This is a genomic window from Reticulibacter mediterranei, from assembly GCF_016587455.1.
Map to the genome: position 1 here is coordinate 7,513,938 of NZ_BNJK01000001.1, position 25,117 is coordinate 7,539,054.

Sequence of the window (25,117 nt, forward strand, 5' to 3'; positions counted from 1 at the left end):
TGAAAATCCCGATTCTCCTTTTTGCAACGCGAGAAGAGAGACAGAAGAAGAGTAGTCGTTAACTTGCACAGCAAGGAGGCATTGACAGATGACACAACAACCTTCCACTCTCCGGAGCGTAAGCAGGCGCATGAGTGCCTGGCTCGCAGGTTTGCTGCTGACGCTCTGGATACTTCTCCTCTTTCACTCCATCGGGAATCCTTCCGCCTATTCACTCACAACGTGGGACCTCCTGCTTGCCCTTGTTCTCACCCTTGAACTGACCTTCTTTTCATCAATTGAGCGAATAATCCAATCGCACCTGCCAGGACCCCTGGCTCACAGGAAGTTCAGCACGTTGCTCACAGCGATCCTCTGGGGTTTCGTCTTTTTTGTTGCAAGCGCTCTCTCCCACTCTATCTCGGACCCTATCCTTCTTACCCTCAACGGGCCTTTCCTGTCCGCTTATCTCGGTATCACCTCTATTATCATAGTAATACTCGTGCTCGCAATACTTTGTTTGCGCTAACCGCTGGGGAGCGAACCGTTCACGGTTCTCCCCAGAAAGCCGCGATCACTCTCGCCACGGCAGTAGAGCACTATTCATAACTGTGGAAATCCCTGAAGGCTTATGCAAGGCTTCAGGAAACAGGAGAGATCATTTGACAAACGCTTTTACGAGCTTGCACGCGCTCTGGCCCAGGTTGCGAATGTGATAGTGGCCGACGCTTGCTGGAATGATCAGGCTCTCCGCAAAATGCAGTTCGACCGGCTCGTGTTGCTTAGTCACAATTTCGCATCGCTCCCCTTCGACGAGATTGAGCGCGTGAAACCTATCCTGTGTATCGTCGCTAATTTGATCGGTGAATTCGAGGCGGTGAATGGCGAAGAAGAGATGTTCGATATTGCCAATCGCGTATTCTCGCCATCCCTCACCCTGTCTCAGCAGCACTGGACGCGGACAGAGGTGTTGCCTGACCCAGTTCGTTCTGCGCCCTGCGTCGATGTTGGCGAATGCGTGGTTAAGATGCACATGGCGTAAATTGCCCGATAGATCCTTGCGCAGATAATCATAGATCTTGAAGGTATAGATGTAGGGCGTCGCGCTAATCTCCAGCACAAGGTTATTCGCTCCGCTGCAATGGACCGTGCCGCTTGGAATGAGGAAGAGATCGTGCGGCGCACTGCTCTCGCTATTAACGAACTCGTCTATCTCAAAAGGGATACCACGATCACGAGCAGCAAGCGCGGCCTCCTGAAAATGGGAAACGTTGGCATCCTCGCGTAACCCCAGAAATACCTTCGAGCCTGGTTCATTGGTGACGATATAGTACGTCTCGTCCTGCGTGAATGGCTCTCCAAACTCATTGCGGATATAATCGAGCCGTGGATGGACCTGGCAGGAGAGATTTGCCCCGCCCATCGTGTCAAGATAATCGAAGCGAATCGGAAAATAGCTTCCATAGCGAGCTGCGACTGGAACCCCTAGCACAGCATCCGTTTCAGCCCAGAGCAGGTAGTCGAAGGAGCACTCCAGGGAGCATTGACCATCGCCAAGCAGCACGCCATTTTCAGGAGCGATGAGTTCAAAAGACCAGGCGTAATTCGGCTGATCCGCAGGTAGCCCGAACTGTTCTTTCATCCATTGTCCGCCCCAGGGACCAGGAGCAAACCAGGGTTTGACGCGAAAGGGCTGCTGTGCAAGCGCACGCAGTGCGCGACGAAAATCATTGCCATTTGTGAAGCGCGGTTCTGTGCTTTCTGTGCCATCAACGAAGAGGTCGATGTGCGGCAGTTGCGCCCGTTTCACTTTATTGAGCATCGGCCAGTCCACGAAGTAGAAGCGTTTGTACATCTCACCAAAGCGCTGCGGCGCTGCCGCCCCCACGTTGAAGACGCGTTGTTGGGCAGCCAGGTGCTGGCAGCGGTCTTTTGGCACATCGATATAAACCTGCACGCCTTCCGTTGTCAGGCAAGACGCGCCAAAGCCGTAGACAATTATCAGGTCGACGTCGTGTTCCTGGAGCGTAGAGCGTAGCGCGGTACTATGCTCTTGCACCCAGAGATCTTCCAGGTGACCGTGAAAGAGTCGGCCAAAAACAGGATCTGAGGTGAGCGATGGTGCCAGAACGTCTTCAATAGCCTCCGTTGATTGAAAGCACTGTTCCGTTGAGAGCCAGCGAGTATGCGGGGTGAACTGGCTCAGTGCAGCGCGCAACTCAGGAATAAATCGGTTCCACTCCAGCCCGACAAAACCGTCGATAATGATGAGCCTGCTGTCGGCTTCGCGACAGGCGAGATCGTAGAGGGTTGCGGCGAGTGCGCTGTGACCGGCTTTGATCTCCAGCCAGGGAAAATGGTGCGTTGGATGTGTACGGTAGCTATTCGTTATTGATTCCTTCATCCAGGTGATATCCTTTTAAGCCTCAATCACATTATGCAACAAATGAATCAGGGAATTCTCCTGTTGTAGCTGCGCAATGCATTGCACAGCTACAACAGGAGGTATTTTGTTAAGTTGCATCTCATAGGAAAATATCCAGGCCGCGAGCGTAAGCCGCGACACCTGAGAGGGCCGCAGCCTCTCGCAGCTCAGAGGTTGTTATTCTTACGTTTACACCCGGAAGTGTCCAGGTATGCCTGTGTACATATGCCTGGACCTCCGGTAAAAATTGCTCGGCGGCGGCAGCCATGCCGCCGCCGAGCACAACAAGATCCGGGTCGTGCGCGTGTACAAGTGAGACCACGCCCGCGCCGAGGCGCTGAGTGAAACGCTGTACAATCTCCTGCGCCAGCACATCACCGGCAGTGGAGGCTGCGAAGATATGTTGAGGCAAGAGCGATGAGATGGGAATCTCACTCAGGATAGAATGCTGTCCACTCGCCAGTGCTTCCGTTACCTCGTGGATCAAGGCTCCTGTCCCGATTAGAGCTTCCAGGCAGCCGACGTTGCCGCATGTGCAGCGCGGACCATCTACTTGCACGGTAATATGGCCGCCAAGAATACCAGAGAGGCCGTGTGGGCCGCGTAAGATGCGACGTCCTAACGCGACGCCACAACCAACGCCTGTACCCAGTGTCAAACAGACCATATTCGTTGCCGTGCGGCCCGCGCCGTAGAGCAGTTCACCGAGCGTGTACATGCGGGCGTCGTTTTCGAGCCGGATCGGTACGCCAAACTCACGTGTCAACCGTTCGGCGATAGGCACGCCAACACTCGAAGCCAGCGCTTCGTTAACGCTCAGAATCACCCCGCGCTGCGGGTCGATGATCCCCTTGACACTCATCCCGACCGCAACAACCTCGCGCCTGGCAATGAGGCGCTTGCCGATCTGTACAATCTGCGAGAGCACATCAGAAGTTCCCTCTCTGCCAGCTAGTGCCTCAATCGTCAAGTTGGAGACGACGCTGCCCTGAACTATCCCGGCTTTGATACGCGTTCCGCCGATGTCAAAGGCCAGGACGGCAGGCAGGTGAGATTCCTCCTGCCTGCTGTCGATCCTCTTTTCCATCTCCTTCACTTTCTATCGGGACAACTTACACTACCTCTGCAACGATGGTCAGTAAGGTGCCAGGGGTAATTGATGCGGTGATCGTGCTTCCTTCAATGGGCAATGGCTGAAGCGGCTCACCAGTCAGATCAGCCAGCCACGCTTGAGAGAAGCGAGCTCCGGGAAGCACAAGCTTGAGAGCACCACCCTTGCCTGCGATCTCCTGGAGCCGCAACTGGATCGCCGGACCTCCCTGCTTGGCCTGCCGTAGCCCGACGAGCTGCACATGCGATGCTGCCTCGCCGTCCAGGTGGATCAGTGCATCGCTGGCTTTGTCCACTACTCGTGCATCCCACAGCGAATGCAAGGGATTGGCACACGACGCACCGAACTGATAGGCCCGCTCATGTGCGAAAGCGCCCGCGTAGCTGGTCAGGCTATATTTCAGGGTGATCTCTCCTCCCTGTTGATAGGGGAAGTTCGTATCCCACATATTGTTGAGCGCGTAGGAATAGACAGTCGAGGGTTCGAGGGCCTTCGTCGTCTGCTCAAATGGATTATAAGGGGTATAGATTGAGCCGATTTCGATCAGCGGCGTCTGAAGCGGACTCCACAGGACGGTCTGCGCGCCATCGGAAAGTGCGAGCCAGTGCTGGATGGCTTGCAGATAGTCGCAGGAACCCGGCACATGTGGGGTCTGCTGAGATGTGCTGCTACCCGTGATCTCATAGGTGGGCCGACCCAGGCCAGGGGCGAACGGGAAGGCAATGTATAGACCTTCTTTGTCGGGTGCCGCAATCTTCGAGAGGTGATAGATCCAGTCCACCCGTTTCTGCGTGTGGTAGAGCCTGACCGTGACGATGATCTGATTGTACCCCTCCAGGATCAGAGTAAACTCCAGTTCGGTGAACAGCGGCGTATCTCTGCGCCCGGTCCTCTTCGCCAGCGTGATGCGATGTCGACCACCGATGAACTGCGCCGCCGGACCAGTGACACGGCTGGAAAGATGGTTGAATTTAGGGGCTGTGGTGTAGCGGTCATAGATCAACTCACCGAACGAGAAAACCGCATCGGGGTTGATGCATTCATAGCCGGCCTCTTTGTCATAGAGGCTCGTGAGCGTTCCGCGCTGCGCGTCAAAGCTCAGTCGGTAATAGGCATTCTCCAGCACATCGGCATCAACAGGCGTTGCTGAGGATGAGGGAGCAGCGACCGGCTCAGGTTGGAGCAGATAACTTTTGAAGCCGTGCGCGGGAACGTGCGAGGCCACGAAACCGAAGGTTTTGCCGCGTGGACGTGCCCCGGTGTCGGATGCCTCGTGCCACTGGTCGGTGCCTTCGCCAAGATCAACCTGAAGATCAACGCCTCCGAAGCGATGCCAGACGCGTGTAAAGGGTACGCTTTCGCCGGTGATACTATCGACGAGCCGAAATGGTTCTGGAATGCCTGCTGCCGCTGGCAGCCAGACCTCTACAAAACTTGTTTGCTCAAACGAGGTAGGATTGAAGCAGAGGATCGAGCCAGCACCACTCTGTGCATCGTGATCGCCTAGCAGCGAATCGGCGAGGTGATGCAGGCCGGAGTGCAGCAAATAACGGCTGCTATAATAGGCATCAAGTGCCATGTTTGATTTGATACGCCACTGAATGTCGCCGGAGGTATTTGATTCCAGTGTATTGTCCCACGGGTTGGCTGCACCCCACGTATGCTCATCGAAGAGTGCCATCTGTTGGAACGTGTGCTCCGCCTGCTGCGTGGGATAGTCCTCCCAGTTGCTGGTGTGCAGGCTCGCCAGCGTATGCATGCTTTCCGCTGCCTTCAACTGATAATGCGCCTGGCGATTCATACCATTTTCGCGCGTAGCCGACCCGATGCCATCGGCCCACCAGTCGGTCCAGTCGCCCGTAAAGAGTGGAATACGCTCATTAGCCTCATCCCGAACGGCGTTAAAAAACTCTTGCTGTGTCGCGATAGAGATATGCGGATAGGTCCAGCGCTGGTTCCACTCATGCACAACCTGCGCGGGGCGTATATTCGGGCAGGCATTATCCCAGAACGAACCCTGCACGCGCAAATGCACCGAGCAGAAAGGATACTCTTCCGAAGTGAGTTGCGCCAGGCGCTCAGGGAGAGCCTTTTCAACCGCCTCAACCTTATCAAGAAAACCCAGAAAGCCTCCCTCCATATAGACCCCGTGGGGCGTATCGGTATACCAGACCAGTACAGGCTCGTCGGTCCCTGCCTGTCCATATTGCGTTTGCCAGTAGAAGAGGCGTGTATCTGGTTTCTGCCCGGTGCGCGCTGGAAGCGAGCGCCCGGCATAGTTATGCGCCACTGAAAGCGTGCGGATATCCAGGCGTTGCAAGCATTTTAAATAGCCTTCCGTCAGGCCCGGCACATCGGTCTGAATGGCCGTCTTCACTGGTATATGCCAGCGATTGCGCAGCGTGCCGACCACCTCGAAGGTGCGGGCCAGTTCGTCAATCTCGAAGGCTTCTGAGTGCAGACTGGCCCAACCAGCACAGACCTCCACCTGCCCACGTTGGATCGCCTCAACCATACGGGCAACCGTGCGGCGCGGCCTGCTCTCGATCCATTTCAGCAGAGGGAGAGTCGTTTCAACGGTCCATTTGAACGGCGTCTCCCAGGAGGATGTGCGTTCGCATAATGCCAACACTTGATCCAGATAATCCAGGTGGTTCATGATGATCGTGGGCTGCGGATCGGTATAGCCGATATCCAGATGGGAATGATGGACCAGGTACAATTCCCAGTGTCGCTCAGGACGGACTATGACGTGAGTCGTGTGTTGCTCGCCCTTTGCACGCAGAGTCACCTGAAAAGGCGTTTCGTTCGTCACCTCTGGCACCAGTACATCAAGCATGTGCTGGCCGTGTTCAAAGTGCCCTGGCTCAAGTGCGCTGCGGTATGATGGTCCCGCGACTTCAAGCGTGGCCTGCTCAAGCGGAGCCTGGCACACCAGAGTCACGCGTACCACCTGGCAAAGCTGACCGTGCTCACGGCGGAAAAAGATCGTAGGTTCAGCCGTGAACGTCGTCACAATCGACATCGAGAATCTCCTTCCAATGAGTGAAATATTTATGCATATCAGGTTTTTTGGATGGTTTAGCTAGCGCGGCCTGGCAACAAGTGTCAGACCCTCCATGAAGTAGCGCTGTAGCCCCAGGAAGATAACCAGCGTGGGCAGTGAAGCGACCAGCGCCCCCGCCAGGATTATCGTAAAGCTCGTTCCGGCATAGACGCCCATCAGACTGCTCAGGCTCGCCATCACCGGCCGCACCTCTGGCGAATTGCTCAGCACCAGGCCAAAGAGCAGATCGTTCCAGATCCAGGTGAATTGGAAGAGGAAGAGCACCAGGAGCGCAGAAACCGACAACGGCAGGTAGAGCTGGCAGAAGATTCGGAACTCGCTGCTACCATCAACACGTGCTGCCTGCGCGATTTCGTCTGGCACAGTGCTGAAAAAGCTGCGCAAGACGAGCGTACAGAAAGGAATACAGACTGCAACGTAGAAAATAAGCATTCCAATCTGGCTATCATAGAGGCCTAGATTAGAATACATCTGATAGAGTGGCACAATATAGATCTGGTAGGGAAAGAGTGTGCCGCTAAAGATCACCAGGAACCAAAGAAATGCCCCTTTGATTTTCAGCACCACCAGCCCATAGCTGGCGATGGCAGCAATCAGCACAGCAATCGCCGCGCCAACCACGCCATAGATCAAGCTATTCATAAACCCCTGACCCAGACTGGCATTATTCCACGCTGTTATCATATTCTCAATCAGATTAAATCTGTGGGGCAGAGACCAGAACGGATTGCTGAAAAAATCCGGTGTATCTTTACTTGCGGTCGTAATCGTGGCCCATATCGGCACGAACCACAACACGGCGAAGATAATCGCCAGCAGATAAACAATAATGCGGCCCACAGGGACGGTGAATGCTCGACGCCGCGGAATATTACGTATGCTCATCAGCTACTCACTTCCTACACTCTGACGCAGATAGAAGACCGACGCACCCAGCACAATGATCGTCAGCACAACTGCAATCGCCGAGCCATAGCCCATGCGATACAACAAGAACGACTGGTTATACATCCAGACCGCCAGCGTCGAGGACGAGCCATACGGTCCTCCCTGTGTCATCACCCAGATCAGGTTAAATGCCTGCAAACTATTCACCAGCGTCATCGCAATAATTACCGTCGTGACCGGGCGCAACAAGGGGAAAGTGATATAGCGAAAGAGGCGGAAGCCCCCGGCACCATCGAGACGCGCGGCTTCGATGGCCGAACGGTCCAGGCCGTTCAGGCCAACCAGGAACAGGAGCATATTGGTACCCATCCCCTGCCAGGTTGCAGCAACGATCATAGCGTAAGTATTGAGTGGTGGCGTGGTCAGCCAGCGAATGCTCGCCAGGCCGTTCAAGCCCAGAGCCGCGAACAGCGCCGAAAAGCCATTATTCGAGAGCAGAAAGGTCCACATCACGCCAATAGAGGTCAGCCCAACAGCATAGGGGAGATAGAAGATATTCTTGAAAATGATTTGCCCGCGCAGATCTTGCAGAAGAATAGCGGCAGCCAATGCCAGCCCCACGGGCAAAATCACCATGCCGATAACCCAGATGAGCGTATTGAGCAGACTGACCTTGAAGGCCGGATCCTGTGTCATATGGATATAGTTCGCCACACCGACAAATTGCGGCTCTGTCAATCCTCCCCAGTTGGTAAAGCTCATGATAACAGTGAAAATCACCGAATACCAGAACATTCCCACTACAAGGATGACGGCTGGCAACACAAAGATAAAGGGCAGAATGCGCTGCCGCCAGATCTGCCAACGAGACCGACCCGGTCGGTGTACGACGGGACGCGCAGGCGTAGTCGCCTCCATTTTCGTCGATTGTGCCATAACCTTCTCTGCTTTCCGCTATGAGTCATCTCGAATTTTTGAACAAGCTTTCAACTCAAACGAGCGAACGGACAACATAGAGGTTCGGATGACTCATAAAAATATGCTATTTCTGGCTGGACCAATACTGGTCCGCGATAGATTGGCAGTTTTGCAGCACTTGCATATAAGTTTCGGGATGCAGCAGCGCTTGAATAAGCGCTTCCGATGCCGACACCGCAATTTGCGGCGGGGTTGCTTCCCAATAGCGATTGTGCAGGGTTGGCTTCTGGTCTTTGATCAGTGTGGCAACGTGCGTGTTGACATCGTTGCCCGGCGGGACCGAGGATTCGCCGCTCACAAAATTGGTGAGTTCTACCCATTTTTTCTGAACATCATTGCGCATATAGGTCTCAAGCACCTGAAGCGCCTGCTGCTTGCTGGCAGAATGCTCTGAAACGACGATAGGGCCAGCCTCAAAAATAAGCTGTGGTTGCAGTCCAGATGTAATGGCTGGCATGATGAAGGCGTCAAAATCGGTGCCTGGCTTCATTCCAGCCTGGATGACCGTTGGCTCCCACCATTGACCTACCAGTTGCATTGCTTGCTTGCCCTGCACAAAATCCGTCGGCGGATCATTCGCGTTTAGTGTCTTCAAATAGCCCTTCGTGTGCATATCCTTCAACAACTGCATAGCTTTGACAACGCCGGGATCAGTATACTTTGCCTTGCCCAGCATCAGATTCTCATAGAGATCGGGATCAGTATTGATGAGGATGTTCTCGAACCAGATGAAGCCCGTCCACGAGGGTGCGGCCCATTCACCAATGGGGGTGACGCCGTGGCCTTTGAGCGTGTCGCAGATCGTGATGAAGTCCTGCCAGGCGGTCGGAGCCTGTAGCCCATATTGACTGAACACCTTTTTGTTGTAGAAGATGACCCAGTACGCAACATTGAACGGCACCGCATAATACTTCCCGTTCACCTGGAACGCCTTTTGAATATCTTCGCCCAAACCAACATCCTTGATCCATTTCTGGACCTGCGGTGTCAGATCGGCAACAGAACCAGCCCGGACGAGGTCTTGAAGCTGAAAGCCCGACCACCAGGTGAAGAGGGGAGGCGCTTTAGGGGTGTTGGCTGCGGAACGGATCACGCCTTGATAAATAGAGGTATCCTGATAGGGCTGCGATTGAATACCGTATTTGTACTTGTCGAACATGAACTTCCCAAGATCATTGATCTGCGCGGCCGAACTGGGCTTATCATTCGCCAGCGAGAGCTTTACCGGTCCCGATTGCGAAGCTGAATTTGTCCCGCCGCAGCTAGCGAGTACAACGAGTCCGCCTAGCCCGCCCAATGCACTTTGAAGAAATTCGCGCCTTTGCATCGCTGTTCTCCTTCCATTCCCAAATTAGCATGGGATTGGTTATATAGCGTCACTGCCATAAAATACATGTCGTTATGATGATATTGCTATGTCGTTATAATGATATGGTAGCTGATAAACTTGGATAAGTCAAGCTTTGACCAGCGCTATCCAAAGAATCAGCCCTACGAGCGCTGTGAGAAGAATGGGGAGTAGACAATCTTGAACCTTGACGGAAAAGCCATGCCGGATTATCATATCGTTATGATAACATATCGAAATGGTTATGATGATTTTGAAGAAGGGCGCGAACGATGGAATCCATGATTTCACGGGCCAGAGGCGGTGGTTCACAGTCTTCCCCGGTACCGAAATATTTTCAACTGAGAGAGACCCTGCTTGAGCGGATCAATGCTGGCCGGTGGCCTGCTGGGACGGCGATCCCCACAGAGCCGGAATTGTGCAAAGAATTCGGTGTTAGCCGAATAACTGTGAGGCGTGCGATCAGTGATCTAGTGCATGAGGGAAAATTATATACGATTCAAGGCAAGGGAACATTTATAGCGCGACCCAAGCTTGACGAGCGCTTCGTCCAGCGCGCCTTCGGTTTTTATGAGGACATGGAGCTTCAAGGTCAGCAGCTCACCACGCAGATCCTCTTACAAGAAGTGCTTCCCGCACCTGAAGTTGCTGCGACCCATCTGGAGATCCCTGTTGGTTCCCTGGTACATATCCTGATCCGCCTGCGTTCTGTGCAAGATGAGAAGATTCTGGTTTCAACAACCTATATTCCAGAAGCACTCTGTCCTGACCTGGTAAACGATGAACTCTCATCGGTCTCTCTCTATCGCTGGCTCCAGACGCGCTATGGCCTCACGGTTGCGCGCGCTGAGAGAAATCTTGAGGCGGTATCGGCGCGCGAGCGAGAGGCACGCCTCCTCGACATCCCGCTCCATAGTCCGCTATTGCGCCTGGAAAGCGTCGTCTATTTGCCCAATGGCAAGCCGCTCGAATACTCCAACACACTCCATCGTGGAGACCGGACGCGTGTGCACATCAGTTTTGTGCCCTCCGAAGATGGGCAGCTCCAGCCCACGTCCAGCCATCTGACCGACAAACAGGCCGAATAGTTCGGTGGAAAGTAAGGCAGTATCAATGGAAGGTCGCCCCGCTCCAACGCACTCTTCTCTGGACATCTTTCCCGCTCAGTCTCTGCGACACTGCTCGCCAGAGATGGTTTGGAGCATGGAGTCCTGCCTGCAACGTTGTTCCTCTTCAGCCCGCTGTAGACAGCTATCTTCGGTTTTACAACGCAGAGCGGCTGCATCAGGCACTGGACTATCGCACCCCGGCAGAGGTCTGTTGGGCCGGGAAACGTTCTACGTAAATGTCTCGTTTTTCGTTTTTATAGAGCGTAGAGACTATCCCAAGACTTTTTGCAAGCCCACGTCAAGCATGTGTTTGAGAGATGGATTGTCAATCACCGCACTCTGATGAGAGAAGCCCGAGAACGCTGCGGGTCCGCAGGCAATCGGCACGAAGCAGTCCGCTGCGCCACTCCTAAGAAAGGAAGTTTGATATGGGTTTAGATCGAGAGTACCAGGCCCTACCCGAGCCCTGCCAATTATTGGAGCAAGCCAAAGTAGACCATGAACTGGGCGAGTACTTAACACTTACGAGCTTCAATCTTAGTTCTCGTCAAGAAAGAAGGTCTCCGAGAAATTCTCCTACATTGGAGATGTTCCAAAAGATGGTTCAAGATTTGCAATGGAAGCATCCAGGTATTGAAAAGAGGTATTACGATGTTCAGCGTAGGCAGGATAGCCTTCTCTATCTGCTCTCCGGAGATCGCCGAAATGCGCGTGTTGGTATGGGCAGCGCGAATGACATAGGGAGCGAGATCATCAATGGAGCTTCGGCTCTTCCTTCGCACATACGCAGTGGCCAGGGATTTCCTCTGCGCTATTCGTCTGCCAAAGAGGTTCAGGAGATGGCAAGCTATCTCGAAAGCAGAACGATAGATGATTTGCGCAAGGTCTTTGACCCTGTACATATGGAAGAGCAAGGCGTCTACAAGTTCTTTGCAGACTGGGCTGAACAGGAATGGGAGTTTCTCTGCCAAGCTTTCGAGGGCTTAAAGGCCTTCTATATCGAGGTAGCTGCATATCAAGAAGGAATTCTTGTGAACACGTATTAGTGGCAGGGCTCTTCACTAGAGTAGTGTTCCAGTGTTCATAAAGATCGAGTACATAGTTTGTCATAGATCAACTCTTATGAATAGAGTGCTCTAGGATATCGAAATTGACCTCTTGACGCTTCAAGAGTCACATCATCTTGAGCTTTTTTGATTGCGCAAGAAGCCAACCGATCACGCCTGGTATTTCATGGCGGCTGGGACGTGGCGTGCTCACTTTCTCCTCTCGCATGATTCTGTGGTGCTCCCTCAAACTCTGGGCACAGGAAATATCTGGTAAAATTACCAGATAAGCTAAAAGCTATTTCCTTGTTTATTCCCAAAATGTTAGGAGGAGCGCGGACAGGACCGACAGTGGAAGATTTTGTTGAGGCAATGCGCGGGCGCTGAGGGGTCGAGGCACCAGCAGCCAGATGATTCCCGTCGCTGGTGCCTCAACTCCTGGTTCAGGTTGTGTTTTCACTATGCATCCGCTGCTGCTTTTACTTCGGCGATTGAAGTCCTCCGCTGCTCACTTAATTCAGCTATCGCATCAGCAAGGTGAACATCCTGGATGGCATAAGCTCCAGTTGCGACACGTAATTGATGTGCTCTGGTGAGAACATCGGTTGTTGTATACCCTCCGGTGGCAAAAACTTATAGGTTGCCATTTCGAGCAACTGACCATTCGGATCGCGAAAGTAAATCGAGTTCATGAAGCCCCGATCAATCTCTCCCGTATTCCAGATGCCGCGTGCATTCAGCCGTTGCGCTACCTGAGTATAGGTTGCCTGAGAGACGCTGAAGGCGAGATGGTGCAGATTGCCAATGCCCTCTGGATTAGGTGTCGAATCATTCGTGCGATCTGGTCGGACGAAGAAGGTGATCAGGCGTCCATCACCGCTATCGAAGTAGAGATGTGTCTCTCCTGGCACATCCAGATTGGGTTGTTCCATGATTAGCGGCATGCCAAGTACTTCCTGGTAGAAGTCGATGGTTGCCTGGCGATGCGAGCCGACGAACGTGATGTGATGGATACCCTGGGCCTGAATCTTCGCTGGAGATATATTGGACATGATTGTCTCTCCCAAAACAGAGAAGCGATTTATATCCTGAAGAACAGGTGTCGAACCTGATCAATCACCTGGGGATCTCCTGTTGCTTCCCCTCCAGGGAAACGCTGAAACACTGTGAGTACGAAATCGGATGGATTGGTAAAATGGAAAATAGCCTGTGTCCCTTCAAGCGTGTCGGCTGATTCGTAGGAGAACGCGCTATCTTTGATTGTGACGCGCCACTGACCACCCCATTCGCCATCGATACTGATACCTAGTGTGGCTTCTACACCTTTCGCTGATTCTTCGTCAACGGTATACTGCATGAGGATGAACATGTAGGGAACAAGTACGCCTGCAGTACGTTCTGCGAGCCTGGCATTTTTTTTGTCAAGACCCCAGAGCATATCCCAGGTGTGGACTCCATAATCCATGATATGAAAGGCAGGATAGAAGAAGGTTGGGAGTGGACCCATATATGGGTGGGTGACCAGAAAGCTGCTCCACTCTTGAGGGGTGAGCGCGTCAAAAATCGCCAGCATCTTATCCGAGTCGGCTTTGAGACGTGCAATGGCATCGTCACGAGATAGGGTGCGGAAGGCTTGAGCATTTTCATTGAGTTTTTCGCTCATAATCTGCAGACCAAGCGCACTGGCCGGCTCTCCTCTACCTGCCATGTCCCAGCGGGACAGGTAGCCCTCGGTCACATCGATCATATGACCGACGATATCGCGTACCTCCCATTCGGTGCAACGCGTTTGGACATTCCAGTTTTGCGGGTCATCGATGACAGTGAAGAATTGGACGCGTTCGGCACGCACAACATCCAGTACGGTCTCTTTGCCACTGTAATCCATCGGGTTGACTGACATTGTCGTCCTCCATTCTTGGGTTATCTATTTCCGTAACTTGATCACAGTATATGTATTGTGCGTCATTGAAACGTCACCGCACGCGTCAATCGTGTATCGACCGAAGTGGATATCTCTGGTTGCTTTGTGGAACTTGACAATGCAGTCTTTCTTCAGTACATTTAAAACTGTGAACGATAGGTTCGATATACTGAACGCCTGGTTTTGATGGGGAAGCCTTATGCAAGACGCTTCGCTTCAGTTGATGATTCACCTTTTGGGTCCGCCTGAGATGCAGATCGCAGGTAGCCCCTTCATCGTTCATCATTTTAAGCCAAGAGCGCTGCTTTTCTATTTAGCGGCGACCGGGCGACCCCATAACCGCGATCACCTTGCCTCTCTGTTGTGGAGCGAAACCACGGATAGCAACGCGCGCCACTCCCTCCGTTCCAGCATCTATCATCTTCGCCAGGCTTTTAATACTCGAGGTATTGGGGATGTACTGACTGGAGAAGGAGATGTCATATCGCTCAAACCTCCTCCCCAGATGTGTGATGTTGTGCTTTTCCGTCAGCTGCTCACTGAGGGCAGCGAGAGCGCCTTGAGCAGAGCCATCACACTCTATAAAGGGCCGTTGCTTCAGGGCTTTACTCTGGCAGAGGCTCCGTGCTTTGAGGAGTGGAGGCGAGATGAAGCTATCTTGCTCGATCAATCATACCTGATGGCCCTCCGTCGTTTAGCATCGTGGGCCGAGGCGCGTAAAGCATGGGATGAAGCGATTGGGTATGTGCAGCGTATCGTTCAGGTAGATCGGTTTTCAGAGGATGAGCAACGGAGGCTGATCAATCTGTATATCCGCACCAGGGCAATCGGCATGGCCTTGCTTCAGTACCGCCAGTTTGAAACCGAACTAAGCAGGGAACTGGGCCTGGTTCCCTCTGCTGAAATGCAAACGCTCCTCAATGAAATCCTTATGATTCAGCGTAACGCAAGCATCAGTGGCTCTGCTCCACCACGTGTACCGACAGGTTCGCAGACCTCGCCTTTCGTTGGTCGAGAGGGTCTTGTCAAGCAATTGCTGGATATGAGTCAGAAACCACTTGCTGATAAAGGCGTGACCCTTCTTATTCAGGGCGAAGATGGCTCAGGCAAAAGCCGTCTGGTGAGTGAATATATTGAGATGCTGACTCATGCATCACCTTCCTGGGTCATTTTGCAAGGCACCTGTTCACCATTCGATGATCTTCTCTCGTATGGCCCATTTATAGAAGCATTTCAATGTACATCTCTCGGCGATCTCAGTGATTTGCTAGCAGAATCTCATGAAAAGGATGCAGATGCACAGGGACATTTCCAGTGGCGGGTTTTACAAGCGCTGCATATGCTTTCGTGCAATGTACCGCTCCTGCTTGCGCTAGATGATCTACAGTGGGCTAATAGTTCTACACTCCGCCTTTTCGGCTTTCTCGCTACGCGCATCCGTCACCTTCCTATCATGCTGCTTGGTTGTGTACATGATGCATCTGCCATTCCAGCGTTAGATCGTCTCGTTATGCTGGGACGTAGACGTGGTGATGTTCATGTGGCATCTTTGTCACCACTCTCATTAGAAGCTGTTGTTGATCTGTTGCATGCCTCTGCTGTCGGAGTCTCTTCGGCAGCTCTACTTGCTCAGTGGCTCCATGCTCGCTCGGGTGGCAGCCCCTTTATTTTGCTGGAAATACTCACACAATTGCGCACCGATGGTATCCTTACACTGGTAGGAGAACACTGGAGCCTGGATATGGGGCGCTGGCTTCGTTGGCGTGCTGCCCGCCCTTTACCTGACACAACACATGATTTGCTTTCCTGGCGTCTCGCTCTTCTTTCATCACATGCTCGCACGTTGCTCGAAGTGCTGGCTGTTGCCGAGCTTGCCCTTCCTTTCGCCTTGCTCTACGAATTTCCGAATGTCCAAGGCGATCAATTGTTGCCGGAATTGGATGATCTGGTTCACAGAGGACTGGTGATTGAGAGTGAAAGTGATCGCTTTACGCTTGCTTATCGTCTTCTGCGCGAGACGCTTGTATATCAACTGAGCGATGTCCGCCACCGAATTCTGCATTGTCAACTTGTGCAAATTATTGAAGGCTGTCCAATCTGGCGTGCGAATATTCCGCTACGTCAGATGGCTCGTCACGCGGTTGCCGGTGAAGATGCAGAACGTGCGCGGCGTTATGGTTTGCGCTTCCTCGATGAATTATCGCTGGAAGATGCCAACACTGAGACAGTTGCCTTTCTGCATCATCTCTATGACCTTGTTCTAGCAACGGCCCTCCCTAACGAGATACTTCATCTCACGCATGCATTGGGTACGTTTCATCAAGTACTAGGTCAGCTTGATGAAGCTGCTCACTGGCATCGTCAGAATCTCGAACTGGCCCAGCGCATCGGCGACCTTGTGGCCCAGATCACAGCGTACTTTGAACTTGCCGAACTGGGGCTTGTCACCAATGATTACTCTGAAGCGATAACAGTTGCCAGGGCAGGTCTTGTGCTTTGTGAGCAAGCAGTAAAAGTATTGCCGGTCGCACTTGTAGCACGGGGACACCGCATGCTTGGTGCGGCACTGGCAATGGAGGGGAGTGACTTGCTTGTTGCTGAGAGTCATCTGCAACAAGCGCTAGCAATGTATGAACATCAGGAAATTGGTAAAACAGTGCTATCTTTGGGAACCATCTGCTCAGCACCAGGGAACAAACGAGCTGAAGCGTTTCACCAGCAGGAGCCACGCCACGGGAGTCGCCGAGATGCCTACCAGAGTGATCTATGCGCAACGCTTTTTGAGCTGGGGAATGTTGCGGCACAACGTGGCGAACTGCACCGCGCTCTGGAATGTTACCAGGAATCTGCAGGGGCCGCAGCCTCCGCTCATAGCTATTACTTCCTTGCCCTGGCCCACAATAATTTTGCCTATCATAGCCTCCTTCTGGGTCAGTCTGAAACCGCTCAGTGCTCAGTGGAGCAAGCTAACACAATAGCTGAAGCTCATGATCTGCTTGGCGTGTTTTTACATTCCTTCAGCACGCAAGGTGAAATTCATCTTTATCTCGGCAATTGGACAGAAGCAACGGATGCCTTTCAACAAGGGCTGATGCTGGCTGAAGAGCTAGGCAATATCGAGCGGCAAGCAGGCTATCAGGCAGGTTTGGCACTGGTCGCACGCGGTCAAAATGATCTCGTCAAGGCCAGGACTCAGTTGGAAGCAGCGCTTGCTTTGCTGATCGATCAAGGGTATTGGCATTTACGAACGCGCATTCAACTCTGGTTGACTGAGACGCTGCTGGTGTGTGGATCTATCGATGAAGCGCAATCTTATCTGGATGCAGCGTTGCATACGGCACAGAGGCATGGTCGTTTGCTCCAATTACTCCAAAGCCAGCGCCTCTCTGCACACCTCCTGGCACTGCAAGGGGATAGTCAGGCTGCCAATGTGCTCTTTGCCGAAACATTGGAGCAGGCTTCCAGTTCTGGTTTTGACCTCGAAATAGCCCGCACGCAAGCAGCCTGGGGAGAGACAATACTACTCGATGCCCCGACCGCCCAGGCGTTGCTTCACGAGGCTTGCAACGTTTTCGCCGCTCATGGAGCGCGAGCGGAACTAAAAGCAATCACGGCACTGCTGCATGCGTAGACGTGTCTCGGTTCACTCTTGGGGCAGATACGCCCCCTGACCGGGATTTTGCTGAGGTAATGCACCTTCCTGTACTGACTACATGGTCCATCCGTTCCAAAAACAGCTCTCAAATCGCCTGTTTTTTGGAACGGATGGACCATGTAGTCAGTACAGGAGGTCAGAGGGGGCGTTGCCAGCCGATCGCAGGCGCGATGTGCTCGACGATTGTGGTAAGCAGGTGAATGTTGTAGTTCACACCCAGGGTGTTTGGGACCGTGAGCAGCAAGGTGTCGGCCTCGCAGACAGCGACGTCCCTGGCCAACTGCTCCGCTATGACGTCCGGTTCGCCAGCATAAGTCTTGCCAAACCGCGACTGCGGGTTGCCGATATCTGGTAAGATGCCGACCTGGTCCGTGGAGAGGCGCTCATTCCCGAACAGCGCCTCGTCGAGATCGTTGACGATGGGGAGCACGCTACGGCTGACGGAGACGCGGGGTTCGTGCTGCCAGCCCGCGTCTTTCCACGCCTGGCGGAAAATGGCGATCTGCTCGGCCTGGAGCTCGTCGAAAGGGACACCAGTGTCCTCGGTGAGCAGAGTCGAGCTCATCAGGTTCATACCCTGTTCTCCCGCCCAACGGGCGGTCGCGCGGGTGCCCGAACCCCACCAGATGCGCTCGCTCAGTCCAGGAGACTGTGGCTGGATTGGCAACGACAGCGACCGCCCGCCGGTCATTCGTGGATCCGACTTGGCGATGCCGGTGCCGGCAATGGCCCGGCGAAAGCGCTCTGTGTGACGGCGGGCCATATCGGCCGGCGTCTCGCCAGCGGCGGGGACGTGGCCGAACAGCTCAGGCCCGTTGAGGGCGTGTTCAGGTGAGCCGCGACTGATGCCGAGTTGTAGCCGTCCACCAGCGATGAGGTCGGTCTGCGCAGCTTCCTCGGCCATGTAGAGAGGATTCTCGTAGCGCATGTCGATGACGGCAGTACCCATTTCGATACGTTGCGTGCGTGCGGCGATCGCGGCGAGGACGGGGAATGGCGAGGTCTGCTGGCGGGCGAAGTGGTGGACACGCAGGTAAGCTCCGTCCAGGCCGATCTCCTCAGCTGCTACAGCGAGCTCAATGGTCTGGAGAATGGCATCGCGAGCAGTGGGGACCGCCGAGCCGCGCCCGGACTGGTAGTGGCCGAAGGTGAGAAATCCTATGCGTTTCATATCTGATCGATGCTCAACTTTCTGTAGTGAATCAGTGATGAGGGGCTCGGGTCGTTTTTATCGCGTATCAGCTCTTTCTCACAAAACAGCTTCAATATCTTCTAGCAAGAGATGTGTGATACCTTCTTGATAGGCTTTTCGGCGTTCTTGCCGCATCGTCGCGACCAGTGTCTGCCCCACTGGTCGCAGATGAGCGAGTCCGTCAAGCTCGTTTGCTTCCAGTAATATAGCACAGAAAGCAGGAAATTACCTCTGCCTCGCTGCGGGAGAGTTGCTGCAAAGGCGTGGGCTGGCAATGATTTATCCCCTGGAAGCATCGATTCCATGCTCCAATAGAGCGAGACCAGCCATAACCATAGCTGAGAGACCGGCATGGATCTCCTCGGAAGATTCGCCTTTCAATCGTCGCTTCTGGTATTCCGCAAAGATCCTCGCGTACAGGGTCAGGATCATTTGCGCAACGAGGAGGGGTACGATATCATCTAATTGCGTACCCATATCTTCCGCAAAAGCATGGGCTAGATCCTCTTCAATAGACTCAGTCATTTGTCGGCCCCGAGCTTGCAGGGTAGGGCTTTCCCGAATCACCCGGAAGACCTGCTGCCGCGTAGGATCCTGCTCTGGAGGCGGCATCGCTTTCATATGTTCGAGACTGCCGAGCAGCAAATGACGCAAAAAGGTGAGCAATGGTTCTCCTTTCTCGCGCTGACGAACGATTCCGGCCAGGGAAGTCTCCATAGGTTGATTGAGTCCAAAAAAGAGGTCCTCTTTAGTCGGAAAATAATTATAGACGGTATTTACCGACACATCAGCCGCCTCAGCCACTTCCGTCACTGTCACCTGCTCAAAGCCACGCTCAATAAAGAGCTCCATCGCTACTCTGGCAATCTTCTCTCGCGTTTGCTGCTTTTTTCGTTCACGTCGTCCTGGTGTCTGTGTCATAGGCGCATTGTAGCTCTTTTTGCAATGGACTGCAAGATTGGGGTTGACTTCCTTTCTGCACTCCGTTTATAATTGCAGTAACTTAAATTTTTAAGTTACTGCAATTATAAACGGAGTGCAGAAAGGAAAAACAATAATGGCAGATGTCTCTGTTCCGGTTTTGATTGTTGGTGCCGGACCAACTGGCCTCTCGACCGCGCTCTTTCTGGCGCAGCAGCAGGTTCCGTATATACTCATTGAGCGACATCCAGGTACAGCGATTCATCCCCGTCCGGTTGGCCTGGGAGCGCGGACGATGGAGGTATTGCGTACGCTGGGGCTTGAAGAGAGCGTCAGGAAGGCCGCCGAGCCGCTCAGCAGGAGCAGAGGTGAGATCTTTGTCGAGACTCTTGCCTCTGCCGACATGGCCCAGGTCAAACGTCTGAACCTGGATGGGAAAGATATTGAGACGTTCGACCAGATGAAAGAAGCAGAGCAGGCTATCAGTCCAACCACAGGCTGTCTGTGTAATCAGGCCGCTCTGGAGCCCGTGTTGTTTGAGGCGGTGCGGGAACGAGGTGGAGATCTGCGCCTTCAGACCGAATTACTGTCTTTTGAGCAAGATGAGACGGGCGTGACGGCTCTCGTTGTGGATCGCAAGACGGGAATGCAGCAGCGTATTCGTGCCGACTACCTGGTTGCCGCGGATGGGGCTAATAGCCTTGCACTGCGCACTCTTGCCATCCCCGCGAAGAGCTTTACGTTGTCAAGGATGCAAACTCTCGCAATCGATTTTCGTGCGGACCTGAGCGAACTGGTACGAAGCTACGAGTTTATACTCTGTACGATAGAGGCTCCTGAAGCTCCGGGCCTGCTCATGGCAATCAATAATAGTGATCGCTGGCTTTTTCAGATGCCCGGGTATCTCGAAAATGGAGAGTTGAAGGCCTCATCTGTCGAACGCTGCCAGGAGCTGGTTCGCAAGGCTATCGGGATACCTGACCTCGCGGTAGAAATCATGGGTATTCTCCCCTGGGAGCCGCAGGAGAGGCTGGCTGAGCGCTACCAGGTTGGGCGAGTTTTCCTGGCTGGCGACGCGGCACATATTATCCTGCCCACTGGCGGTGTGGGTGCGAATCTAGGCATCCAGGATGGACAGAATCTTGCCTGGAAGCTGGCCGCCGTTCTCCAGGGTTACGCTGATTCCACCTTGCTCTCGACCTACGAGACGGAAAGGCGTCACGTAGCTGGCTTTGCCGCCGAGCAGGAAGAGATCACCGACCGAGAAAAAACAACGGACAACGAGCTACAGGCCCGCTTCGGTTTCTATGCCTCGTCAGCAGTGCTCTCAGGTGAAGAAGGAAGCACACCGGACTACACAGAGCTGAGAGGGCAGCCCGGCTCACGTGTGCCTCACGTGTGGGTGGAGTATCAGGGCCGACGCATCTCAACTCTTGATATTACTGGTCATCATTTCGTTCTGCTGACAGGCCTAGATAGAGAAGGCTGGCACAAGGCGGCGAAGGAATGCGCTGCCCACTCTGGCATTGAACTGGCTGCCTATAGTATAGGCCCTGAAGGAGAGCTCGTAGCAAGCGAGGAGAGCTGGCAACAGGCGACCGGCTTGCCCGAGCATGGGATGCTCCTGGTCCGGCCTGACGGTTTCGTGGCGGCTCGTGTGAGCGTTCCCGACGAGGATAGGGGTCGGCAGCTTATGGGGATGCTTTCGGCTTTGCATTTGTGTGTGAGAGTGTAGCTCGCGTAGAGGCATGGCTTATGCATATCATGCCACCGTCCATAAAATCAGAGGAGAAAGGTAACAAGCAGAAATGGTATTGTATTTTAGACACAAGTTCTTCTTTCTTACCGCGTGAATACCCAATACCCGATTTGGATGAGCTTCTGCACGGAGCCATCCTCTTCCACCACAAATTGAAACATGCCCCACTCACAGGCAAAATGAGTGTTGTCAATGGGAATGCAGTCTCTTCGCTCTTCGTCAGAAGCTATGGAGAGATTCATCCCCTCACCTCAACGCGGTATGTTTGTGAACCAGGCCGCCTGTAACTCCCAGCATAACAGGTCCACTTCGACGGATCGAGAGATGCTGTTTCCACTTCGATACGGGTGAAGGCGCGTCCACCAAGAACAAGATAGTGTACTCTCCCCTGCTCTGGAGGCAGAAAGCCAACGGAGAGTCGGCTCTTGGAGAGAGGAGATTGCACTACATAGAGGTCATCTCTGAGAGCCACAAGTGGGAGCTGTGGGCCATCATTGAGCTTGAGGTAGAGATGATCATACTCTACACTGATCACCGCTACTCACCCCTCTGTATGCAGATACGTGCCGACATAGCTCGGCCAGAGCTGATCGTCCTGGATCAGGACAAGCGTTGCTCCAGGACGAGAACATTTCCAGGGCATCCCTCATCGTTGGCTCGATGGACCTGGATAGCCGTAGGTGTAAGCACCAGGGAAATCCGCCGGAGCTTCTTTTTTCTTACCGCTCCATTCCTCAATAGAGATGCGATAGACACTGGTCCGGGACAACTCCTCTGGGACGACCCCACGATAATCTTGCCCTAGCTGCAAGTGGGGCGCGTATTTGTGGACAAGCAGGTGCAAAGCTGCAATAGTTTGTTGCTCGTCGCTGAGACACGTAGCGGTGCCAAAGACAATGACGCTGGCATATTCAACGCTAAAAGCAAAGGCCGTCTCTGCTGGTAGCAAGCGGCCCATCTCATACACGCTGAAACAGACCCGTTCCTCACGTTCCAGATTCGCCCGTGTTCGGCCTACCCGTGCCGTATGTGTGTAGATGGCATGGTTGGCCTCATCGTAGACGAACAGGTTGCTATTGAGGAACGGTTGATGGTTCGAGACAGTTGCCAGTATCCCGACAGGGGCACGCTGTAAGAGTTCTTTGATCCAACTTTCATCGGCGACCTCCCGGTCGCTGCGACGGATCTGAGTGCGTGGCAGAGCAGCATAGTCTCTCGGCATAGAGTTCTCCCTGGTGCATGAGTGATGACGTTGTTCCCGCGTTCCATCCTTCTTTTTGTCAAAGTAGCATGGACCGCATTTTCCTCTGGTATATGCAGTGAAAGCAAGATCTGCTCGATCAGATGATGAAAACCGGTGAGGACTGTCTGCCCCATTATACGGTATGTTGCTGCAAAATCTGCTTTATTTGCGCAAGAAGGCCAGCAGGTCCTCGTTGAACTGGTCCTTGTGAGTGAAGGTCAGGGCGTGGTCGGCCCCCGGATAGATCTTCAAGGTCGCGTTCTTGACGAGCTTGGCGGCCAAAAGCGCCGAGGCGGCAATCGGCACGATCTGATCATCGTCGCCATGGATGATCAGGGTTGGCACATCAAATTGCTTGAGATCTTCCGTCAGGTCGGTCTCGGAAAAAGCTTTGATGCAGTCATAGGCGCCCTTAAGTCCAACCTGCATCGCCCAGAGCCAGAACGCGTCTCGCAAGCCTTGCGAGACCTTGGAGTTCGGTCTGTTCGCCCCGAAGAAGGGGCTGCTGAAATTGAGAGCGGTCTCCCGCGATCCTGGCGCGGATACCGTCGAAGTCCTCGATTGGTGTGCCGTTCGGGTTGGTGTCTGTCTTGAGCATCAGCGGGGTAACCGCCCCGACCAGGACCGTCTTGGCAACGCGCGAGGTGCCATGGCGACCAATGTAGCGCGCTACTTCGCCGCCACCGGTGGAATGGCCGACCAGTGTGGCGTCTTTGAGATCGAGCGTCTCAATGAGGGTAGCCAGATCATCGGCATAGGTATCCAGGTTGTGGCCGTCCCAGGGTTGGCTGGAGCGCCCATGGGCGCGGCGATCGTGGGCAATGACACGGTAGCCATGGGAGGCCAGAGATAGCATCTGATTATCCCAGGCGTCGGCGTTCAGCGGCCAGCCATGACTAAAGACAACCACTGGCCCGGCGCCCCAATCTTTATAAAAAATCGTTGTTCCGTCTCTGGTGGTAATGATGTTGGTACTCATCGTATTCTTTTCCTTTATTTGTTCTCGATGAACACGTTCGGAGTATCTTAACTCACCCTACTCAGGCAGCAAACTGCTATCACAGCTCCATCTTGTGCTATAAGTGTAACTTTGGTGAGAGAGGATGTCAGTAGAGGTTGGTTTGGTTTGCAGTAAAGGTTACGTAGCTTTTGGAGGCATATCAGCAAGAGTATGTAAAAATCATAGCAAGAGAGCAGAACGCATGCGTTCATTCCGCTTCCTGTGGGCCGTGAGGGCTGATCCAGCCACTCACCGTTTGATGATGTACCCCGAGGTCACGAGCAATACGACGATAACTCATTCCTTGTTGTGCCAATGCCAGGGCCTGGGCTTTGCGTGTCTGATCTGGTTGCCTGATACTCGGTTGCGGAGTAAAGTATAAATGACACGCCCGACAGCGAAAGCGCTGAGTGCCTGAGCGATTTTTTCCACCTTTGAGCACTTCGTCTGTCTGCTGACACTGAGGACACGCGGGAACAAGATCCTCCTCTGCGCTGCTTTCTGTGGCTTGTTTCTCCTGTGAGGCACTTTTCCTGTCGGCTGGAAGAGCCTCTTGTGGGAGATCATTTGACTTGGACGCCTGTCCTCCATTCTGAACTGCGGCTTCCTCCGTTTGTTCCAGTACAGCCAACGTTTCCAGCAGGCGTGTGCGGGTGTCGATAGTGATGTGGGAATCCAGTCCAAGGGCGTGTTCGCGGATCGTGAGCGCCCGCTGATACAGAGAAACTGCATCCTGCGAACGGCCTTGCATCTGTCGAAACTGCGCGAAGTCATACAACACTTCCGCAATTTGATGGCTCGCCGGTCCGAGCTGTTGTTCACAGGTGTGCAAGGCTCGCTGATATAGCCTTTCGGCTTGTTCGTCCTTGCCCTGCCTGGCAGAGAGCTGCGCTAATCCCTGCAGCGCGGCAACCACATCGGGGTGTTCTGGCCCAAGTTGTTGCTCACGCACGCGCAAAGCTCGCAGATACAACGACTCAGCCTGTTCATAATTGTCCTTGATCGCGTGCAATATTTGCCAATCCTACCAGCGAAAAGGCCATGAAGTAGTGTTCCGTCCCCAGCAGCTGCTCTAGGATGCGCAAAACACGCTGATGCAGATTCTCGGCTTGCGCCAGCTTTCCCTGCTTATACGAGAGCAACGCCAGGCCCAGAAGAGGACGAACCAGCTCAGCATGCTCCGGTCCCAGAAACTGCTCCTGGTTGAGCGCTCGCCGATAGATCTCCTCAGCTTCTGTATATTTCCCCAGATCCCGGTACAGATTGGCTAGCGAGGTCAGGGTCATAGCCACTCTGTATGCCCCCAAAAGATAACGCAACCCTTACTACCAATCTAACCAACCTCTACTGACATACCCATTCTATCAGGGTTACACTTGTGATACGGGATGCAACTGTGACAGCAGTTGACAACCTGAGTGGGGAGCATGGAGCGTGTCACTGCACATGTTCCATGTTTCCTGGTTGCATCT

18 protein-coding genes and 2 pseudogenes are annotated in these 25,117 nt (G+C 53.6%); 5 read left to right on the top strand and 15 right to left on the bottom strand.

Annotated elements, in window-relative coordinates; genetic code table 11:
- Window positions 1–88: 88 nt before the first annotated feature.
- Window positions 89–508 carry a hypothetical protein gene (locus K3T83_RS32310; protein ID WP_220207039.1) on the top strand — a complete coding sequence of 140 codons (420 nt, stop codon included), beginning with the start codon at window positions 89–91 and terminating at the stop codon, window positions 506–508.
- Between the two features lie 129 nt (window positions 509–637).
- On the opposite strand, the gene K3T83_RS32315 is transcribed toward K3T83_RS32310, so the two are convergent.
- The 6 genes from K3T83_RS32315 to K3T83_RS32340 form a co-directional block, all read right to left on the bottom strand.
- Window positions 638–2,383: a class I mannose-6-phosphate isomerase gene (locus K3T83_RS32315; protein WP_220207040.1), complete on the bottom strand. Its 1,746-nt coding sequence runs from the start codon at window positions 2,381–2,383 to the stop codon at window positions 638–640.
- A gap of 121 nt (window positions 2,384–2,504) precedes the next feature.
- Complete coding sequence (locus tag K3T83_RS32320; protein ID WP_220207041.1) at window positions 2,505–3,491, bottom strand: ROK family protein; 987 nt, start codon at window positions 3,489–3,491, stop codon at window positions 2,505–2,507.
- 25 nt (window positions 3,492–3,516) lie between these two features.
- The gene (locus tag K3T83_RS32325; protein ID WP_220207042.1) at window positions 3,517–6,540 is read right to left on the bottom strand and encodes a glycoside hydrolase family 38 N-terminal domain-containing protein; all 3,024 of its coding nucleotides are present in this window, start codon (window positions 6,538–6,540) and stop codon (window positions 3,517–3,519) included.
- Between the two features lie 60 nt (window positions 6,541–6,600).
- Window positions 6,601–7,467, bottom strand: coding sequence for a carbohydrate ABC transporter permease (locus tag K3T83_RS32330; RefSeq protein WP_220207043.1), 867 nt, complete (start codon window positions 7,465–7,467; stop codon window positions 6,601–6,603).
- A gap of 3 nt (window positions 7,468–7,470) precedes the next feature.
- Window positions 7,471–8,406, bottom strand: a complete 936-nt coding sequence (locus K3T83_RS32335; RefSeq protein ID WP_220207044.1) for a carbohydrate ABC transporter permease — start codon at window positions 8,404–8,406, stop codon at window positions 7,471–7,473.
- Between the two features lie 106 nt (window positions 8,407–8,512).
- On the bottom strand, window positions 8,513–9,775 hold the full coding sequence (locus K3T83_RS32340) for an ABC transporter substrate-binding protein (protein WP_220207045.1): 1,263 nt from the start codon (window positions 9,773–9,775) through the stop codon (window positions 8,513–8,515).
- A 293-nt stretch (window positions 9,776–10,068) separates the two neighbouring features.
- On the opposite strand from K3T83_RS32340, the gene K3T83_RS32345 reads away from it, so the two are divergent.
- Both K3T83_RS32345 and K3T83_RS32350 read left to right on the top strand, forming a co-directional pair.
- Window positions 10,069–10,884 (top strand): GntR family transcriptional regulator, encoded by an 816-nt coding sequence (locus K3T83_RS32345; protein ID WP_220207046.1) that lies wholly within the window; start codon window positions 10,069–10,071, stop codon window positions 10,882–10,884.
- Between the two features lie 449 nt (window positions 10,885–11,333).
- Window positions 11,334–11,951, top strand: a complete 618-nt coding sequence (locus tag K3T83_RS32350; RefSeq protein ID WP_505912366.1) for a DUF1877 family protein — start codon at window positions 11,334–11,336, stop codon at window positions 11,949–11,951.
- A gap of 459 nt (window positions 11,952–12,410) precedes the next feature.
- Here K3T83_RS32350 and K3T83_RS32355 read toward each other — a convergent pair.
- Together K3T83_RS32355 and K3T83_RS32360 are read right to left on the bottom strand one after the other, a co-directional pair.
- Window positions 12,411–13,003: pseudogene (locus K3T83_RS32355) on the bottom strand (VOC family protein).
- A 29-nt stretch (window positions 13,004–13,032) separates the two neighbouring features.
- Window positions 13,033–13,854 carry a maleylpyruvate isomerase N-terminal domain-containing protein gene (locus K3T83_RS32360; RefSeq protein WP_220207049.1) on the bottom strand — a complete coding sequence of 274 codons (822 nt, stop codon included), beginning with the start codon at window positions 13,852–13,854 and terminating at the stop codon, window positions 13,033–13,035.
- Between the two features lie 220 nt (window positions 13,855–14,074).
- Here K3T83_RS32360 and K3T83_RS32365 point away from each other — a divergent pair, with 220 nt between their 5' ends.
- Window positions 14,075–17,506, top strand: a complete 3,432-nt coding sequence (locus tag K3T83_RS32365; RefSeq protein WP_220207050.1) for an ATP-binding protein — start codon at window positions 14,075–14,077, stop codon at window positions 17,504–17,506.
- A 160-nt stretch (window positions 17,507–17,666) separates the two neighbouring features.
- Here the strand turns inward: K3T83_RS32365 and K3T83_RS32370 are convergent, their stop codons facing one another.
- Together K3T83_RS32370 and K3T83_RS32375 are read right to left on the bottom strand one after the other, a co-directional pair.
- Complete coding sequence (locus K3T83_RS32370; protein WP_220207051.1) at window positions 17,667–18,701, bottom strand: LLM class flavin-dependent oxidoreductase; 1,035 nt, start codon at window positions 18,699–18,701, stop codon at window positions 17,667–17,669.
- Between the two features lie 300 nt (window positions 18,702–19,001).
- Window positions 19,002–19,643, bottom strand: a complete 642-nt coding sequence (locus K3T83_RS32375; protein WP_220207052.1) for a TetR/AcrR family transcriptional regulator — start codon at window positions 19,641–19,643, stop codon at window positions 19,002–19,004.
- Window positions 19,644–19,779: 136 nt separating this feature from the next.
- On the opposite strand from K3T83_RS32375, the gene K3T83_RS32380 reads away from it, so the two are divergent.
- Window positions 19,780–21,378 carry an FAD-dependent oxidoreductase gene (locus K3T83_RS32380; protein ID WP_220207053.1) on the top strand — a complete coding sequence of 533 codons (1,599 nt, stop codon included), beginning with the start codon at window positions 19,780–19,782 and terminating at the stop codon, window positions 21,376–21,378.
- 262 nt (window positions 21,379–21,640) lie between these two features.
- Here the strand turns inward: K3T83_RS32380 and K3T83_RS32385 are convergent, their stop codons facing one another.
- The 5 genes and pseudogenes from K3T83_RS32385 to K3T83_RS32405 form a co-directional block, all read right to left on the bottom strand.
- Window positions 21,641–21,937, bottom strand: a complete 297-nt coding sequence (locus K3T83_RS32385; protein ID WP_220207054.1) for a hypothetical protein — start codon at window positions 21,935–21,937, stop codon at window positions 21,641–21,643.
- 111 nt (window positions 21,938–22,048) lie between these two features.
- Window positions 22,049–22,624: a pyridoxamine 5'-phosphate oxidase family protein gene (locus tag K3T83_RS32390; RefSeq protein ID WP_220207055.1), complete on the bottom strand. Its 576-nt coding sequence runs from the start codon at window positions 22,622–22,624 to the stop codon at window positions 22,049–22,051.
- Window positions 22,625–22,807: 183 nt separating this feature from the next.
- Window positions 22,808–23,624, bottom strand: a pseudogene (locus tag K3T83_RS32395) (alpha/beta fold hydrolase).
- Window positions 23,625–23,853: 229 nt separating this feature from the next.
- The gene (locus tag K3T83_RS32400; RefSeq protein ID WP_220207056.1) at window positions 23,854–24,657 is read right to left on the bottom strand and encodes a tetratricopeptide repeat protein; all 804 of its coding nucleotides are present in this window, start codon (window positions 24,655–24,657) and stop codon (window positions 23,854–23,856) included.
- Entirely contained in the window at window positions 24,632–24,931 is a 300-nt protein-coding gene (locus tag K3T83_RS32405) for a tetratricopeptide repeat protein (protein WP_220207057.1), read from the bottom strand. The genes K3T83_RS32400 and K3T83_RS32405 overlap by 26 nt, the downstream gene beginning before the upstream one ends.
- Between the last annotated feature and the right edge of the window lie 186 nt (window positions 24,932–25,117).